At 74.4% G+C, this 16,359-nt stretch carries 17 protein-coding genes; 11 read left to right on the forward strand and 6 right to left on the reverse strand.

Features of this window, described 5'->3' with window-relative positions; translation table 11 throughout:
• Positions 1–55: 55 nt before the first annotated feature.
• Together KLI87_RS27125 and KLI87_RS27130 are read right to left on the reverse strand one after the other, a co-directional pair.
• On the reverse strand, positions 56–1,945 hold the full coding sequence (locus tag KLI87_RS27125) for an ATP-dependent RecD-like DNA helicase (RefSeq protein WP_308166206.1): 1,890 nt from the start codon (positions 1,943–1,945) through the stop codon (positions 56–58).
• Between the two features lie 117 nt (positions 1,946–2,062).
• The gene (locus KLI87_RS27130; protein WP_156216803.1) at positions 2,063–3,016 is read right to left on the reverse strand and encodes an aldo/keto reductase; all 954 of its coding nucleotides are present in this window, start codon (positions 3,014–3,016) and stop codon (positions 2,063–2,065) included.
• Between the two features lie 273 nt (positions 3,017–3,289).
• Here KLI87_RS27130 and KLI87_RS27135 point away from each other — a divergent pair, with 273 nt between their 5' ends.
• The 3 genes from KLI87_RS27135 to KLI87_RS27145 all read left to right on the forward strand — a co-directional run bounded on the left by KLI87_RS27135 (position 3,290) and on the right by KLI87_RS27145 (position 5,622).
• Positions 3,290–4,108, forward strand: coding sequence for an undecaprenyl-diphosphate phosphatase (locus tag KLI87_RS27135; RefSeq protein WP_214619217.1), 819 nt, complete (start codon positions 3,290–3,292; stop codon positions 4,106–4,108).
• A gap of 394 nt (positions 4,109–4,502) precedes the next feature.
• Positions 4,503–4,868, forward strand: coding sequence for a peptidase inhibitor family I36 protein (locus tag KLI87_RS27140; protein ID WP_173390764.1), 366 nt, complete (start codon positions 4,503–4,505; stop codon positions 4,866–4,868).
• Between the two features lie 271 nt (positions 4,869–5,139).
• Positions 5,140–5,622 (forward strand): hypothetical protein, encoded by a 483-nt coding sequence (locus KLI87_RS27145; protein ID WP_214619218.1) that lies wholly within the window; start codon positions 5,140–5,142, stop codon positions 5,620–5,622.
• A gap of 10 nt (positions 5,623–5,632) precedes the next feature.
• Here KLI87_RS27145 and KLI87_RS27150 read toward each other — a convergent pair whose 3' ends face one another.
• The gene (locus KLI87_RS27150) at positions 5,633–6,604 is read right to left on the reverse strand and encodes a magnesium and cobalt transport protein CorA (RefSeq protein WP_214619219.1); all 972 of its coding nucleotides are present in this window, start codon (positions 6,602–6,604) and stop codon (positions 5,633–5,635) included.
• Positions 6,605–6,689: 85 nt separating this feature from the next.
• On the opposite strand from KLI87_RS27150, the gene KLI87_RS27155 reads away from it, so the two are divergent.
• The 7 genes from KLI87_RS27155 to mshC all read left to right on the forward strand — a co-directional run bounded on the left by KLI87_RS27155 (position 6,690) and on the right by mshC (position 13,068).
• Positions 6,690–7,391 (forward strand): histidine phosphatase family protein, encoded by a 702-nt coding sequence (locus tag KLI87_RS27155; RefSeq protein WP_214619220.1) that lies wholly within the window; start codon positions 6,690–6,692, stop codon positions 7,389–7,391.
• Positions 7,392–7,401: 10 nt separating this feature from the next.
• The gene (locus tag KLI87_RS27160; protein WP_156216798.1) at positions 7,402–7,953 is read left to right on the forward strand and encodes a DUF3090 domain-containing protein; all 552 of its coding nucleotides are present in this window, start codon (positions 7,402–7,404) and stop codon (positions 7,951–7,953) included.
• 60 nt (positions 7,954–8,013) lie between these two features.
• Complete coding sequence (locus tag KLI87_RS27165; RefSeq protein WP_173390763.1) at positions 8,014–8,793, forward strand: SCO1664 family protein; 780 nt, start codon at positions 8,014–8,016, stop codon at positions 8,791–8,793.
• A 61-nt stretch (positions 8,794–8,854) separates the two neighbouring features.
• Positions 8,855–9,616: an NRDE family protein gene (locus KLI87_RS27170; RefSeq protein WP_214619221.1), complete on the forward strand. Its 762-nt coding sequence runs from the start codon at positions 8,855–8,857 to the stop codon at positions 9,614–9,616.
• A 168-nt stretch (positions 9,617–9,784) separates the two neighbouring features.
• Complete coding sequence (locus KLI87_RS27175) at positions 9,785–10,780, forward strand: ABC transporter permease (RefSeq protein WP_214619222.1); 996 nt, start codon at positions 9,785–9,787, stop codon at positions 10,778–10,780.
• Positions 10,777–11,718: an ABC transporter permease gene (locus KLI87_RS27180; RefSeq protein WP_214619223.1), complete on the forward strand. Its 942-nt coding sequence runs from the start codon at positions 10,777–10,779 to the stop codon at positions 11,716–11,718. The genes KLI87_RS27175 and KLI87_RS27180 overlap by 4 nt, the downstream gene beginning before the upstream one ends.
• Positions 11,719–11,826: 108 nt before the next feature.
• Complete coding sequence (gene mshC, locus KLI87_RS27185) at positions 11,827–13,068, forward strand: cysteine--1-D-myo-inosityl 2-amino-2-deoxy-alpha-D-glucopyranoside ligase (RefSeq protein WP_214619224.1); 1,242 nt, start codon at positions 11,827–11,829, stop codon at positions 13,066–13,068.
• Between the two features lie 103 nt (positions 13,069–13,171).
• On the opposite strand, the gene KLI87_RS27190 is transcribed toward mshC, so the two are convergent.
• From KLI87_RS27190 to KLI87_RS27200, 3 genes are all read right to left on the reverse strand, one after another.
• Positions 13,172–13,705: a TrmH family RNA methyltransferase gene (locus KLI87_RS27190; protein WP_214619225.1), complete on the reverse strand. Its 534-nt coding sequence runs from the start codon at positions 13,703–13,705 to the stop codon at positions 13,172–13,174.
• 123 nt (positions 13,706–13,828) lie between these two features.
• Entirely contained in the window at positions 13,829–14,671 is an 843-nt protein-coding gene (locus KLI87_RS27195) for a PAC2 family protein (RefSeq protein ID WP_214619226.1), read from the reverse strand.
• Positions 14,672–14,871: 200 nt separating this feature from the next.
• Complete coding sequence (locus KLI87_RS27200) at positions 14,872–15,330, reverse strand: universal stress protein (protein WP_214619227.1); 459 nt, start codon at positions 15,328–15,330, stop codon at positions 14,872–14,874.
• 192 nt (positions 15,331–15,522) lie between these two features.
• On the opposite strand from KLI87_RS27200, the gene KLI87_RS27205 reads away from it, so the two are divergent.
• Entirely contained in the window at positions 15,523–16,179 is a 657-nt protein-coding gene (locus KLI87_RS27205; RefSeq protein WP_308166207.1) for an HAD family phosphatase, read from the forward strand.
• Positions 16,180–16,359 lie beyond the last annotated feature (180 nt).

A 16,359-nucleotide genomic window follows, 5' to 3' on the forward strand; every position in this document is an offset into this window, starting at 1 on the left:
TTCCCCGCTTCGAGCCGGGCCCCTTCGCGGGGGCCCGGCTCTCGAAGCCTGGCGCTCAGCCCATCATCAGGCGGGCCAGCCGGGTGCGCCGCGCGGGCGCCGCGACGTCCCGCACGGCGCGGGCGAGCGCGGGCCCGGCCGCCTGCACGACCGACAGGTGCCGCCGCGCCAGCCCGAACGCCGTGGCCACCACCGGACGCGACAGGCCCTCGCCCGACATCACCGCCACCACCGCCGGACGCGGCGTCCCGCGCCCGAGCGCGACCGGCACCGCCCAGCCGTGCCGCAGCCGCGCCGCCTCCGCCGGGGACAGCGTGGCCATGCCGCCGGGGAACTCCACGTCGAGCCCGTGCGCGCCGCCGCCGAGCACCACGCCCGTCTCGCCCACGGCCGCCTGGGGGAGCGGCGCGGCGACCACGACCCGGTCGCCGGGGTCCATCCCCGCGAACTTGCCCGGGCCCGGGTTCAGCCGGGCCTTCAGCGCCGCGTTGAGCGCGGTCGCGCCCGTCTCGCCGCCGGCGGCGGGCGTGACGACCTGGACGTCCTCCAGCGGGATGCCGAGCGCGCGCGGGATCGAGTCGGTCACGAGCTGGACGGCGCGGTGCACCGCCTCCCCGGGGTCGGCGGCGGGCACCACGACGACCTCGCGGCCCGGCGCGTCCACCGCGACCAGCTCACCGCCCCGCACGGCGGCGGTCAGCGCGCCGAGCGGGTCGCCGGGGGGCGGGGCGTCCAGCGTCACGACCGGGACGGCCTCGGACGCCTCCAGGTCCTCCAGCGGGCGGCCGGGACCGGCGGGCGGCGCGTCGCCCTCCCGCGCGCACAGGACCAGGTGGGTGCCGTCGGCGCACGCCTCGGCCAGCACCGCGCACAGCTCGACGTCGAGCCCGGCGGCGGCCGTGACGAGGACCAGGTCCAGGTCGAACGGATTCTGCTCGCCGCGCCCGTAGACGACCGCGCCCGGCGCGGCGGAGGCGTCCGCGCGCGGCTCCAGCAGCCGGTGCAGGCTCGTGACCGGCGGCCCGCCGCCCTCCCCGCCGGGGAGGTCGCGGGCCAGGTCGGCGGCGGCGCGGTCGGTGGGGGCGACGACGGCGGCGCGGACGCCCCGGGCCGCGGCGGCCGAGGCGATCTCCAGCGCGGCGCGCTCCAGCGCGCCGGGCGCCCCGCGCAGGATGCTGACTCCGGTGCGCAGCGCGGCGGTGAGCGCGAGCGAGCGGTCCTCGGGCAGGCCCGAGCGCAGCTCCCGGACGGCCGCGTCGTCCAGCAGCGGCGCCGCCGTGAGCGTCAGCCGCCGCAGCCCCTCGGCCGCCGCCTCCTCGGCGAGCGCCCACCGCGCCGGGCCGAGCGTCTCCTCCGGCTCGGGCGGGTCGGCCTCCTCGACGGAGTCCTCGTCGAACTCGGGCTCCTCGGTGAGCGCCAGCACCTCCGCCTCGTCCAGCGCGGCCTCGACCGCCGCGCGCGGTTCCGGGACGCCGATCCGCTGGAGCGCGGCCGCCACGTCCGCCGCCGGGGTGACCGTGTGCCCCTCGCGGGCCGCCTCGGTCAGCAGGTGCAGGACCAGCGCGCGGCCCCGCCTCGGGTCGTCCGGGCGCGCGCCCTCGCCCAGCAGCCGCCGGGCGAAGTGGTCGGCCTGCGCGGGCGCGACGCCGGGGACGCGCAGCAGCCGCCACGGGTCGGCGCGCAGCGCGGCGGCGGCGCCGGGCCCGAGCCGGGCGGCGGCGCGGCCCGCGAGCGGCGCGGGGGCGCCCGCCTCCGCGAACAGCTCGGCGAGCGCGGCGGCCCCCTCCTTCGCGTCCGGCGCGGCCTGGGCCGCGGTCGCGTCGGGCGGCGGCGCCGGGCGGGCCTTGGCCTGCGCCCCGGCGGCCTCCGCGGCGCGCAGCGCCTCGGCGGCGCGCGCGGCCCGCTCGGCGGGGGTGGGGGAGTGGTCGGTGTGGGGATCGGTCACGGGCTTCCCGTCGCGGCTTCTCGGGGTTGGCGATGGACGGTCCCGAGCGTGCCACGGACGTCCCGGATGGTCACGGGCACACTCCGTCCATCCGCGCCGCCGGTCACGCGGGCACCGTCACGAATGGGCGGGGGACATGTCGGAGACGTCGTCCAGGGCCCCGCGGATCTCGCCCGGGAGCGTGAGGTCCTCGCTCTCCAGGATCGCGCCGAGCTGCGCGGCGGTCCTGGCGCCCACGATCGGCGCGGCGACGCCGGGGCGGTCCCGGACCCAGGCGAGCGCCACGCTGAGCGGGGACACGCCGAGGCCCTCGGCGGCGGTCACCACCGACTCCACGATCCGGGCGCACTCCTCGTCGAGGTAGGGCTGGACGAACTCGAAGAAGTGCGGCGCGGCCGCCCGGGACCCGGCGGGGATGCCGGTGCGGTACTTGCCGGTGAGCACGCCCCGCCCGAGCGGCGAGTAGGGCAGCAGGCCCGCGCCCGCGTCCAGCACGGCGGGGACGACCTCCCGCTCGATGTCGCGGCGCAGCAGCGAGTACTCCAGCTGGGCCGACACCACGGGCGCGCGGCCGGGCCAGGCCCGCTGCCACGCGGCGGCCTTGGACACCTGCCAGCCCGCGTAGTTCGACACGCCGACGTAGCGGGCGCGGCCGGAGGCGACCGCCTCGTCCAGCGCCGACAGGGTCTCCTCCAGGGGCGTCGCGGGGTCGTACACGTGGAGCTGCCACAGGTCGACGTGCTCCAGGTCCATCCGGTCGAGCGAGGCGTCCAGCGCGCGGAGCAGGTGCCGGCGCGACCCGTCGTAGCGGCCGTTGGGCCTGATCGCGGCCTTGGTGGCGACGACGAGTCCGTCCCGGTCGACGAACTCGCGCAGCAGGTGGCCGAGGATCCGCTCGCTGTCGCCGTCGCTGTAGACGTCGGCGGTGTCGACGAACGTGCCGCCGGCGTCGACGAACGCGACGAGCTGCTCCGCCGCCTCGTCGGGCTCGGTGTCCTGCCCCCAGGTCATGGTGCCGAGGCCCAGCCGGGACACCAGCAGCCCGCTCCGCCCGAGGTGACGCTCCTTCATAGGCGGTCAATGTAGCGGTCATCGCGGACGTCCCTCCCGTCCGTCACCGGTCGTGATCGTCCGCACACGGCCACCCGGAGGGTGGCGGGAAGATGGCCGGGAAACATCCGGGAGCTGGCCCATAGGTGACGGGAGGCCGCGTCCGCGCAGGTGAGGGGGCTCATATAGGCGGGTTCGCCGTGGCTTGCCCATCCCTCCCGCCGACGCCCGCTACCCTTCCAGGGGGATCGGTCGCCGTGGCCCATCTCGCACTCTGGGAGGGACGCGCCGCCAGTGAACGTCGTGGAAGCGACCGTGCTCGGAATCGTCCAGGGGCTCACCGAGTTCCTGCCGATCTCCAGCTCCGGTCACCTGTTGATCGTGCCCAAGCTGATGCGCTGGGACGACCCGGGCGCGCCCTTCACGGCGGTCATCCAGCTCGGCACCATGGCCGCCGTCATCATCTACTTCTGGCGCGACCTCGTCCGCATCCTCACCACCTGGACCAAGAGCCTGTGGACCCCCGAGCTGCGCCCCCACCAGGACGCGCGGATGGGCTGGTACATCGGCCTCGGCACCATCCCCATCGCGGTGTGCGGCCTCGCGTTCAAGGACTTCATCGAGGGGCCCTCCCGCAACCTGTGGATCAACTCGACGTCGCTGATCCTGATGGGCCTGCTGCTGATGGTGTCGGAGTGGGCGGGCATCAAGAAGCGCGAGGTCGCCGACCTCAACATGCGCGACGGCCTGCTGATCGGCGCGTTCCAGTGCCTGTCGCTGATCCCCGGCTCCTCGCGCTCGGGCTCCACGATGACCGGCGCGCTGTTCCTCGGCTACACCCGTGAGGCCGCCGCCCGCTACTCCTTCCTGCTGTCGATCCCCGCCGTCGTCCTGTCGGGGCTGTTCGAGCTGCGCAAGGCCTTCGACGGATCGCTCCAGATCGTGCCGACGATCGTCGCCACCATCGTGTCGTTCGTCGTCGGGTACGCCTGCATCGCGTGGCTGCTGAAGTTCCTCACCCGCCACTCGATGATGGTGTTCGTCTACTACCGGGTGGCCCTCGGCGGCGCCCTGCTGGGCCTCCTGGCCGCCGGCACCATCACCGCGACCTGACCCGGCGCCGGCTCCGGCCGCTATCGCGGTGCCCGCGATGTGTTCGGGCGGGCGCACCGGGCCCGCGGAGGCACCGTCGCGGCATGGGACCCGGACGAGCCGCGCAGGCCCCGGATCACACCGACGCCCGCCGAAGCCGCGCCCCGACCGACGCCCCGGTTGAGCTTGGGACCGTCCGCCAGCGCCCGGTGGTGCCCCCCGGACTACCCGGATGTTCAACGGACAATGCCCGGTGTCCCGGGGTCGCGCCCCCGGGCTAGCTTGCCCGCATGTCCAAGGTTCAGGCCCTGGCTACGGCACTGATCAGGGCGGTGGCCACCGGCGCCCCGACCGCGCCCCCGCACGGGCCATCGTCGACGGCGAATCCTCGCCGCCACCAAAGGAGAGGGCAGGCATGAAACTGAAGAGGACGCTGACTGTCGGAGCGGTCGCGGCGGCATGCGCGGCAGGGACCACGGTCGGCACCACCGGCATCGCGAACGCCGACTGGCGCGACTGCCCCGACGGCTCCGTCTGTGTCTGGGAGCACTCCAACTACAACGGACGTTTCCTGTCCGGCGGGACCACGGTGTCCAACGTCGGATCCGCCATCAACGACAAGACGACTTCCCTCTGGAACCGCACTGGCACGGTCGTCTGCTTCTTCGAACACACGAACTCCAGTGGACGCGCCGTCTACGTGACCGGCCCCGGCGACTCGTCCCCCAACATCGGCAACAGCGCCAACGACAAGATCTCCTCGTGGGGACCCTGTAACTGAACCGGCAAGGCCACAGGGGCGGCTCCGCCCCTGTGGCCTCCACCGGCGGCCGCGGGGATGACCGGGGCCGGTCAGAACATGGCGTGAACGGGCCAGGGAAAGCGGCCCGCCTGGCCGGCCCCTCCCGGATCCGGATGTTCCGGTTGCTGGCCCTCAACCCAGGGCCCCAGGTCTCCACCGCCGCGCTCCCGGAATCGAAGGGCGGCGGCTGCTGGAACGGCTCGCCGAGGCGCACCCGATCGAGCCCGGCGACCCGTATGGCCGGTGGCGGATGCACGACCTGGTCGGCCAGTACGCCGCCACCCTGGGCGAACGGCACGCGGGCATCGACCAGCGCGACCAGGACCTGCGGCGACTCCTGCACTACATCGGCACCGCTCGGGCTGCGGACGCCCGTCTGGACCCCACGGTCACCGATCCGCTCCCCAACGGGCAGGGGGACGGGTTCGCCACCCGTGAGCAGTCGCCGGCTTGGCTCGACGCCGAGCTGCCCAACCTCATGGCGGCGGCACACACCGCCGCCGCCAACGGCCACCCCGCCATCGCCAACTCCCTGGCCCTCGTCCCGGCCAGGCTCCTGGGCCGGCGGCGGCTGTTCAACGACTGGCTCACCCTGGCCACCCTTGCCCGCGACACCGCGACCCGCGCCGCGGACCGAGCCTCTGAAGGCCAGGCGCTGGGCAATCTGGGGCTAGTGCTGTTGCAGGTGGGGCGGTTCGGTGATGCCATCGCATGCCGTGGCCGTGGCGCGTGATCGAGGTGGGTCAGAGCCAGCCGCTCTTGTGGAGGCGGCGGTACAAGAAGGCGCTGATGGAAACGATCACTAGGATGACCAGCGGATACCCGAAGGACCATTTGAGTTCGGGCATGTGGGTGAAGTTCATCCCGTAGATCCCCGCGATGGCCGTCGGCACCGCGATGATCGCCGCCCACGCCGAGATCTTGCGCATGTCCTCGTTCTGCTGCTTGCCGAGCAGCGCCAGATGCGCGGTGAGCACGCTGTTGAGCAGTTCGTTGTGCGCGTCGACCTGGCCGTCCACCATCAGCAGGTGGTCGAGGACGTCGCGGAAGTACTCGCGGGTGCTGCCGCACTCGCTGACGCGCCCCCGCACGATCTCCTGGAGGACGGGGATCAGCGGGTCCTCGGCGGTGCGGAACTCCAGCACCTCCCGCTTGAGCGAGTAGACGTCCTCGGTGACGTCCCGCGCGGACGGGTCGAACACCGCCTTCTCCAGCCCGATGATGTCGACCTCGACCTCGTGCACGACGAGGCCGTACCGGTCGACGACCTCGTCGCACACCGCGTACAGCACGGAGGCCGCGCCGTGCTTGAGCAGCTCGGGGGAGTCCTCCAGGTGCCTGCGGACCGGCCCCAGCGGGTTGCCCGCGCCGTGCCGGACCGTCACGACGACGTCCTTCTCCAGGAACACCATGATCTCGCCGACCTCGATGTCGGAGGTCTCGTCGATGTAGGAGAGGGTCTTCAGCACCACGAACAGCGTGTCGCCGTAGCGTTCCATCTTCGGCCGCTGGTGCGCCGTCACGGCGTCCTCGGCGGCGAGCGGGTGCAGATGGAGCTCCTCCTTGACGAGCTCGAACTCGGCCTCGTCCGGCTCGAAGAGGCCGATCCACACGAAGCACTCGCCCTGGCTGCGCGCGAGGTCGAAGGCGTCGCTGATGTCGCCGTCGATGTCGGTGCGCGTTCCGCCGGCGTAGATGGCCTTGTCCACGATCACGCGTCGCATTCTCCCGCATCCGCGCCGCACTCGGGAAACCCGGACGCGATCACCACGGGGCCCGGCATCTCCTAGAGTGCTGGATGTGACGACCCTTCTCCTGGTTAGACACGGCCTGACCACCATGACCGGGCCCCTGCTCGCCGGGTGGACCCCCGGCGTCCACCTCGACGAGCGCGGCCGCGCCCAGGTGGCGGCGCTCGCCGCGCGGCTGGAGCCCGTCCCGCTGGCCGCGGTCGTGTCCAGCCCGCTGGAGCGCTGCGTGGAGACCGCCGAGGCCGTCGCCGCCGGCCGGCCCGGCCCCGCCGGGAAGGTCGAGACGGACGAGCGGCTCGGCGAGGTCCGCTACGGCGACTGGACGGGCCGTCCCCTCAAGGAGCTGGCCGAGGAGCCGCTGTGGCGGGTCGTCCAGACCCACCCGAGCGCCGTGCGCTTCCCCGGCGAGGCGGGGGAGGCGATGGCGGACGCGCAGCACCGCGCCGTCGCCGCCGTCCGCGGGTGGAACGCGCGGATCGCCGCCGAGCACGGCGAGGACGCCGTCTACGCCATGTGCAGCCACGGCGACATCATCAAGGCGATCGTCGCCGACGCGCTCGGCCTCCACCTCGACCAGTTCCAGCGGATCCAGGCCGACCCCGCGTCCCTCACCGCGATCCGCTACACCGAGCTGAGGCCGTTCGTCGTCCGGGTCAACGACACCGGGGGCGACGTCGCCGCGCTGCTGCCCCCGCCGCCCGGTGAGGGCGCCGCGGGGTCGAGTGACGCGGCCGTCGGCGGCGGCGCGTAGGGTCGTTGCCATGCCCGTCATCTCCTACGACCCGCCGGACAGGTTCGTCGCCGGCGCCGTCGGCCGGCCTGGGGACCGCGCCTTCTACCTCCAGGCCCGCTCCGGCCGCCGCGTCACCAGCGTCGGCCTGGAGAAGTTCCAGGTGACGCTGCTCGCCGAGCGGCTGGAGGAGCTGCTCGACGAGGTGCTGCGCCGCAGCGGCGGGGACGCGCCCGTCCCGGCCGTCACCCCGTCGGAGCTGCGCGACGACGGCCCCCTCGACCAGCCCGTCGAGGAGGAGTTCAAGGTGGGCACGATGGCCCTCGCCTGGGACCCCGACGACGAGCAGGTCGTGATCGAGGCGCAGGAGGTCACCGAGGGCGAGGACGAGGACGCCGAGGTCGGCGACGACGACCCCGCGATCGCGGTGCTGCGCGTGCGGATCAGCGCCGCCCAGGCCCGCGCGTTCGCCGAACGCGCGCTGAAGGTCGTCGCGGCGGGGCGTCCCCCCTGCCCGCTGTGCGGGCTGCCGCTCGACACCGAGGGGCACGTCTGCCCGCGCCAGAACGGATACCTCGGCTGATATGGCGCCCTACCCGATCATGCGCTGGATCACGGACGCGCCGCCCGGGAGAATGAGCGCATGACACAGTCCTCCCGGGACCGGGCCCCCGCCGGCGACGGTCCCGCCGGGCAGCCGGTGTCCCCCCTGGACGTCCCCGCCGCCGAGAGCCTCCTGCTCGCCGGGCGCCTGTCGGTCGAGGGACGGCTCGTCCAGGCCTCCAACGCCACCCTCTACTGCTCCATCGAGCACGAGGGCCGCGCCGCCCACTGCGTCTACAAGCCCGTCGCGGGGGAGCGCCCGCTCTGGGACTTCCCCGACGGCACGCTCGCCGAGCGCGAGGTCGCGGCCTACGAGGTCTCCAAGGCGATGGGCTGGGGCACCGTCCCGCCGACCGTCCACCGCGACGGCCCCTACGGGCCCGGCATGGTCCAGCTGTGGGTCGAGCCCGACCCCGACATCGACCTCGTCGCGCTGTCGCGCACCGAGGACGACCCGGTCCGCCGCATGGCGGTGTTCGACGCCGTCGTCAACAACGCCGACCGCAAGATCGGCCACCTGCTGCCGCCCGGCGACGGCCGCGTCTACGGCTGCGACCACGGCGTGTGCTTCTCCGTCGAGTACAAACTCCGCACCGTCCTGTGGCAGTGGCGCGGCAAGCCGCTCACGCCCGAGGCGCTGGAGGCCCTCGGCCGCGTCGAGCGGGCGCTGCGCGACGGCCCGCTCACCGCGCGGCTGGCGGAGCTGCTCACCGCCGAGGAGGTCGACGCCACCCGGCGCCGCGTCGAGCTGATGCTCAAGCACCGCATCCACCCCTACCCCCCCGAGGACTGGCCCGCCATCCCCTGGCCGCCGCTGTAGCCCCCGCCGTGGGCGCACCCCGGGCGCGGGACGGAACGGGCTTGGTGCTCCAATGGGGGACATGTGCACGGCGGTCGTGAGTTTTGAGCCCTCCTCGCCCGTTCCCGTCCTGCTGGTGGGCGTGCGTGACGAGTTCGTTGCCCGCTCTTGGGAGCCGCCGGACCGGTACTGGGACGACCGACCCGGCCTCGTCGGCGGGCGCGACCTGCGCGCCGGGGGGACGTGGCTCGCGGTGGACCCGGATGCGCGGCGCGTCGCGACGGTCCTGAACGGGCGGGGCCGCATGGCGCCGCCCGACGGCCGTGCCACGCGCGGCGGGCTGCCGCTGCGGATGGCCGCCGACGGCAAGCTCGGCGAGCTCGACCTCCCGGCGTTCGACCCCTTCTACCTGGTGTGCGCCGAGACCGACCGGGTGCGGCTGTGGACCTGGAACGGCGAGACGCTGGTGGAACGTTCCCTCACGCCCGGCCTCCACATGATCGTCAACAGCGGGCTGGAGGGCGAGGGCCGGCTGGAGGGGCAGACCGAGGACGCCTACATGGAGGCCCGGCTCGCGCACTTCCGGCCCCGGTTCGCCGCCGCGCCGCGTCCCGTCCCGGGGGAGGGGCCGGTGGCGGAGGCGTGGGGCGCGTGGTTCGCGCTCGTCGCCGGGGACGGCGTCGCGCGCACGGACCGCAGGGCGCTGCTCCCGCTCCTGGACCTCGGCGACGGACGCGTGTGGGGGACCACCTCGGTCAGCCTCACGGCGCTGTCCGCGCGGGGCGTGCGGTACGACTTCTCCGCCGTGCCCGGCGACGCCGCGTCCTGGAACCGCGTGCTCTGACCCGTCGTCCGGCGCCTTCTCCGGCCTGTTCTGATACGTTCTGACGTGCGCTGATGCGTTCTGGAGCGCCCGGGGACACCGGCCGGTATCGGCGTTCGGGCACGCCCGCGTGACGGTCGGTGCTAGCTTGACTACCTATCGCGATCTTCGGTTGCGGGGGAGTCCGGGATGGCTTGGGGGCGCGCGGCGGCGGGTTCGGCGGCGGGCGCGGCGGTCGCCGTTCCGCACGGCGGGTCACGGCGGGTGCGGGGCCGGTCCCCGGCCCAGCTCGCGTGGGCGCGCTTCCGCCGCGACCGGGCCGCCGTCGCCGCGCTGGCCCTGATCGGGCTCATCACCCTGTTCGCGGTGCTGGCGCCGCTGTGGGCCCGCTGGAGCGGCCACCCCTACGGCGCGACGTTCCCGGAGACCGGACTGGACGCGAACGGGCAGCCGCGCGGGCCCGGCGCGGAGTTCTGGCTCGGCGCCGACCAGCTCGGCCGGGACGTGTTCGTCCGCGCCGCCTACGGCGCGCGGATCTCGCTGCTCGTCGGCGTCCTCGCGGCGCTGCTCGCCTCGGTGGCGGGGACGTTCGCGGGGATGCTCGCGGGCTATGTCGGCGGCGTCCTCGACACGCTGCTGGCGCGGCTGATGGACATGACGCTCGCGCTGCCCTACCTGCTGGTCGCGATCACGCTGGCGACGACGTTCCAGATCTCCTCGGTCGGCGCGAGCCTGACGATGACCGTGCTGGTGATCGCGTTCTTCTCGTTCGCGGCGTTCGGCCGGGTCATCCGGGGCCAGGTGCTGTCGCTGCGGCGCGCGGAGTTCATCGAGGCGGCCCGCTCGCTCGGCGCGTCCGACGCCCGGATCATGATCGTGGACGTGCTGCCGAACCTCGCCGCGCAGATCACGGTGCTGACCTCGCTGCTGGTCCCCGCCTCGATCGTGTTCGAGGCGACGCTGTCCTTCCTCGGCGTCGGGGTCCGGCCGCCGATGCCGAGCTGGGGGTCGATGCTCGGCGAGGGCGGCGAGGTGTTCCAGACCGCGTGGTGGCTGCTGGCGGTGCCCGGCGTCCTGCTGCTGCTGACCACGCTGTCGTTCAACCTGGTCGGCGAGGGCGTCCGCGACGCCCTCGACCCGCGCGCTGAGCGGTCCCCCGTCCGGCGGGGGGAGCTGCGGCGGTGACGCGGTTCCTCCTCCGCCGCCTGCTGTACGCGGTGATCGTGCTGTGGCTCGTCTCCACGCTGGTGTTCGTGTTCCTGCACGTGTCGCCGATCCCGGTGGAGCGGGTGATCGGCGGCCCGCGCGCGACCGCCGACACGCTGGCCCAGATCCGCCGCAACCTCGGGCTGGACCAGCCCGTCCTCGTCCAGTACTGGCGGTTCCTGCGGCGGCTGGCCGGGGGGGACCTCGGCGACTCCTACGTCAACGGCGTCCCGGTGGCGCGGCTGATCGGCGACCGGCTGCCGACGACGCTGTGGCTCGTGCTCGGCGCGGGGCTCCTGGCATGCGGGGGCGGCGTCGTCGCGGGCGTGCTCAGCGCGACCCGGGCGCGGAGCCTGTGGGACCGCGCGGCGACGGTGCTGGTGCTGCTCGGGCTGTCCACGCCGCCGTTCGTGATGGCGCTGGCGCTGCTGTACCTGTTCGCCGGCGGGATCGGCGGGGGCTCCGGCCCCTTCGAGGCGGGCCCGCCGCTCCAGGAGCACTTCCTGCGGCGGATGGTCCTGCCGTGGGTCGCGCTCGCGTTCCTGATGGTCGCCGCCTACACGCGCCTCACGCGCGGGGCGCTGCTGGACGTCCTCGGCGAGGACTACGTCCGCACGGCGAAGGCCAAGGGGCTGACGCGGCGGCGGGTGGTCTACCGGCACGGGCTGCGCGCGGCGCTGACGCCGGTCGTCACCCAGCTCGGCGTCGACCTCGGCGCGCTGGTCGGCTCCACGATCGTCACCGAGAAGGTGTTCGGCCTCCAGGGCGTCGGCCAGCTCGTCTACCAGTCGATCGCGCTCGGCGACACCCCGGTGATCATCGGGGTGACGCTGGTGGTGACGCTGTTCGTGACGCTCGCCAACCTCGCCGTGGACGTCGGGTACTCGCTCCTGGACCCGCGCGTCCGGTCGGGCTGACCCGTCGCGGCGCCCTGACCGGCGGGTCCGCCGATCGAGCGGACACACCGGGGCAGTAGGGGTGATCTCGGAGTAATCCCGTCGACCGCGCATGGATAAGCTTTCGGTATGCGATCGTGGCACGCCTCCGATGTCCCTCATCTCTCCGACGCGGGGCTGCCCGCCGCGACGCGGCCGCTGCGCCTGCACGACACGGGGACGGGTACGGCGCGCCCGGTGGAGCCCGGCGCCACCGCCCGCATGTACGTGTGCGGCATCACCCCCTACGACGCGACGCACATCGGCCACGCCAACACCTATCTCGCCTTCGACCTCGTGAACCGGGTGTGGCGCGACCTCGGCCACCGCGTCCACTACGTCCAGAACACGACGGACGTGGACGACCCGCTGCTGGAACGTGCCCAGCAGACCGGGGAGGACTGGCGGGCGCTCGCCGACCGGGAGATCGAGCTGTTCCGCGCCGACATGGCTGCGCTGCGCGTGCTGCCGCCCGACCAGTACATCGGCGCGGTCGAGGCGATCCCGATGATCGTCGAGATGATCGAGAAGCTGCGCGCCAAGGACGCCGCCTACGAGGTCGGCGGCGACATCTACTTCCCCGTCGGCGCCGACCCCGACTTCGGGGCGGTCAGCCGCCTGAGCCGCGCGGAGATGGCGCCGCTGTTCGCCGAGCGCGGCGGCGACCCGGACCGGCCCGGCAAGCGCGACCCGCTCGACCCTCTGCTGTGGATGGCGCGGCGCCCCGGCGAGCCCGGCTGGGAGTCGCCGTTCGGGGAGGGCCGCCCCGGCTGGCACGTGGAGTGCTCGGCGATCTCGGTGGAGTACCTCGGGATGGCGTTCGACGTGGAGGGCGGCGGCTCGGACCTGGCGTTCCCGCACCACGAGATGAGCGCCTCGCACGCGCAGGTCGCGACCGGCGAGCGCCCGCACGCCCACTCCTACGTCCACGCGGGCATGGTCGGGCTGGACGGCGAGAAGATGTCCAAGTCGCGCGGCAACCTGGTGTTCGTGTCGGCGCTCCGGGAGGCGGGCACCGACCCGATGGCGATCCGGCTGGCGCTGCTGGCCCACCACTACCGCTCCGACTGGGAGTGGACGCGCGCCGAGCTGGACGCGGCGTCCGCCCGCCTCGCGCGCTGGCGCGCCGCCGCGGCGCTCCCGGCGGCCCCGGACGCGGCGCCCGTCGCGGCCGCCGTGCGCGCCGCCCTGGCCGACGACCTCGACGCCCCGGCCGCGCTGGCGGCCGTGGACGCCTGGGCCGACGCGGCCCTCGGCGCGGGCGGGGGGTCCGCGTCGGCGCCCGCCCAGGTCGGCGCGGTGGCGGACGCCCTGCTCGGCGTCGCACTCTGACCCTCGCCCCGGCACGGAGCAGTCCCGGTCCGCGGGCGTGCCGGAACTGCTCGCCCGCGTCCCCATGCTCCTTCCGTCCGGTCCCGGTCGGATCACCGGCCGTTCAGAGCAGGCCCGCCAGCCGGTAGAGGACCAGCGACCCGGCGACGGCGACGTTCAGGCTGCTCCCGCCCCCCACCATCGGGATCTCCACGGCGAGGTCGAGCAGGTCCAGCGCCTCGCCGGGGATCCCGTGCCGCTCGTGGCCGAGGACGGCGACGGTCCTCACCCGCGCCGGGGGCAGGTCGGCGAGCCGGACCGCCTCGTCGGCGAGTTCGACGCCGACGACGCGGGAACCGGCCTCCCGCCGCCGCTCCAGCCAGCCGAGCGGCTCGTTCACCCAGTGCACGCAGGACGGGCGGCGGAGGGTGTTGCCGCGTTCGAGCGCGTCCGGCACCCAGGGGAGGCGGGGGACGGCGAGGCAGGCGCCGACGGCGTCGCAGGTGCGCAGCAGCGTCCCGAGGTTCGCGCCGTGCAGCGGCCACAGCGGCGCGGCGATGAGGTGGTCCCAGCAGGAGTGCGCGCGGGGCCTGCGCTGCCGCCGCAGCTCGCGGGGGCGCCTGACCCGGATCGCGGGCGACGCGCCGCCGCGGGTCACCGCCTGCGGGCGGTGCCGCCCTCCACACGTCGGAGAATCGCCGTCGAGGCCATGCTCGTGCGCAGTTCGCGGCCTGCGCGGGCCATCACCGGGGATGTCGGGTGATCAGTCTAACCATGCCGGCTATCCGGGGTCGCGGCGGCGGAGGTAGCGCTCGAACTCGCGGGCGATCGCGTCGCCGCTCGCCTCGGGCAGCTCGGTGGCGTCCTTCTGCTCCTCCAGCGTGCGGACGTACTCGGCGACCTCGGAGTCCTCCTCGGCGAGCTCGTTGACGCCGTTCTCCCAGGCCCGCGCCTCCTCGGGCAGCTCGCCGAGGGGGACGGTGACGTCCAGCAGGTCCTCCACGCGGCGCAGCAGCGCCAGCGTCGCCTTGGGGGAGGGGGGCTGCGCCACGTAGTGGGGGACCGCCGCCCACAGCGACACGGTGTCGAGGTCGGCCTTGGCGCACGCGTCCTGCAGGACGCCGAGGATCCCGGTGGGGCCCTCGTAGCGGGCGGGTTCCAGGTGCAGGGTGTTGACCAGGCCCGCCTCGGACGCGGCGCCGGTGACCGGCACCGGACGGGTGTGGGGGGCGTCGGCGAGCAGCGCGCCCAGCAGGACGACGTTGCGGATGTCCAGCTCCAGCATCAGCCCGACCAGCTCCCGGCAGAACGAGCGCCAGCGCATGTTCGGCTCGATGCCGTGCACGAGCACCACGTCGCGGCCGTTGGGGAGCCGCGCCCAAGAGATGCGGGTGGTGGGCCAGGTGATGCCGCGGGTCTCACCGTCGATCATCTCGACGATCGGCCGGGTGACCTGGAAGTCGTAGTAGTCGTCGGGATCGAGTTCGGCGATCGGGACGGCCTCCCATGTGGACTCCAGGTGCTGGATCACCCCGCTCGCGGCCTCGCCGGCGTCGTTCCACCCCTCAAAAGCGGCCACGAGCACCGGATCGACGAGTTCCGGAACGCTTTCGAGCTCGACCACGCGCTGCCTCCTTCCGACGTCGGTACAGCGTCACCGCGGGGGCCGTCATTCCCGGGGCCGGGGGTCCCGCTCATGATCGGTGGCTGTCAGCCTACGTCCTGACAGTGACCTACCCCACCCTTCCGGGGCCAGACCCCGCGCCTGTACGCCGGAGGCGGAACCCGGGTCACGATCGTGTCACCCGCCGCCGGTGGTCCGCGTCACCTGCCGCCGGTCGTGTGGACGATCAGGACGTCGCACGGCGCGCGGTGCGACAGGCTCGCCGGGACCGAGCCGAGGATGCGTCCGGCGAGGGTGCCCAGCCCCCGGTTGCCGACCACCACGAGGTCCGCCGTGCGCTCCCTGGCCAGGCGCGAGATCACCTCGACGGCCTCGCCCGCGACGGCGGCCTGGTCGATGTCGGTGGCGCCCGCGGCGACGGCCCGCCCGCGCGCGGCGCGGAGCGCGTCGTCGGCGGGGGTGGAGCCCTGCACCTTGTAGGCGAGGTCGCCGAGCTGCTCGGCGGCGCTCGCCCGCTCCCGCTCGGACATCGGGGCGTAGGCGGTGGCGAGCAGCAGCGTGGCGCCGGTGGCGGCGGCCAGCTCCGCCGCGCGGTCGACGGCGCCGAACGAGGAGTCCGAGCCGTCGGTGCCGACCAGAATGACGCGGTAACCGCTCATGCCGCTCCCTCTCATCTCCAGGGGGCCTCCCGTCGCCGGGGGCCTACCCGTTGGTAGCTTCCGGGCACCGTACCGGTCCGGTGGCCCTTCCGTCACCGTTCGCGGTCGGCGCGGACGCCTCCCGGCCATCTCCTCGTCCGGTCATCCAGGTACTTTCAACACATAAGCACCGTTCAACGCAGAGGGAGCACCGTGACCCGTGGGGGGCCTCAGGCCGTCCTGTTCGACATGGACGGCCTACTGATCGATTCCGAGCGCGTCTGGTTCGAGGTCGAGTCGGAGGTGATGGCCTGGCTCGGCGGGACGTGGACCCCGGCGCACCAGGAGCGGCTGGTCGGCGGCTCGCTCGCCATCGCCGTCGACTACATGCTGGAGCTGACGGGGTCGCCGGAGCCGCGCGCGGAGATCGGGCGGCGGATGCTGGACGGCATGGTCGAGCGGCTCAGCGCCGCCGTCCCGCTGATGCCCGGCGCCAAGGAGCTGCTGACCGGGCTGCGCGAGGCGGGCGTGGCCACCGCGCTGGTGTCCTCCAGCCACCGCCGGCTCATCGAGCCGGTGCTGGACGCCGTCGGCCGCGAGTACTTCGCGCTGAGCGTGGCGGGCGACGAGGTGTCGCGCACCAAGCCCGATCCCGAGCCCTACCTGACGGCCGCCGCCCGGCTCCGCGCGGAGCCGCGCCGGTGCGTGGTCCTGGAGGACTCCCCGAACGGCGTCGCGGCGGCCGAGGCGGCGGGCTGCGTGACGGTCGCGGTGCCCAGCGTCCTGCCGATCCCGCCCGCGCCGGGCCGCACCGTGGTCGGGTCCCTGCGCGAGCTGACCCCCGAGCGCCTGTCGTCCCTGGTGGGCTGACCGGTCGGCGGCCCGGCCCCGCGCCTCACTCCCGGGTCCCGGGTCCGGGGCCGGGACGCCGCCCGCCGTTCCATCGCCGTGTCACGCGCAGGTATGAGGACGCGGCGCCGGAACCGTCCGGCAGGAGGAGCGCAAACGGCCGCCGGCATGTGACGATGAAGGGAAGGACGCGGGGAATGC

Source organism: Actinomadura sp. NEAU-AAG7 (assembly GCF_018603865.1).
Classification (GTDB): Bacteria; Actinomycetota; Actinomycetes; order Streptosporangiales; family Streptosporangiaceae; genus Spirillospora; species Spirillospora litoris.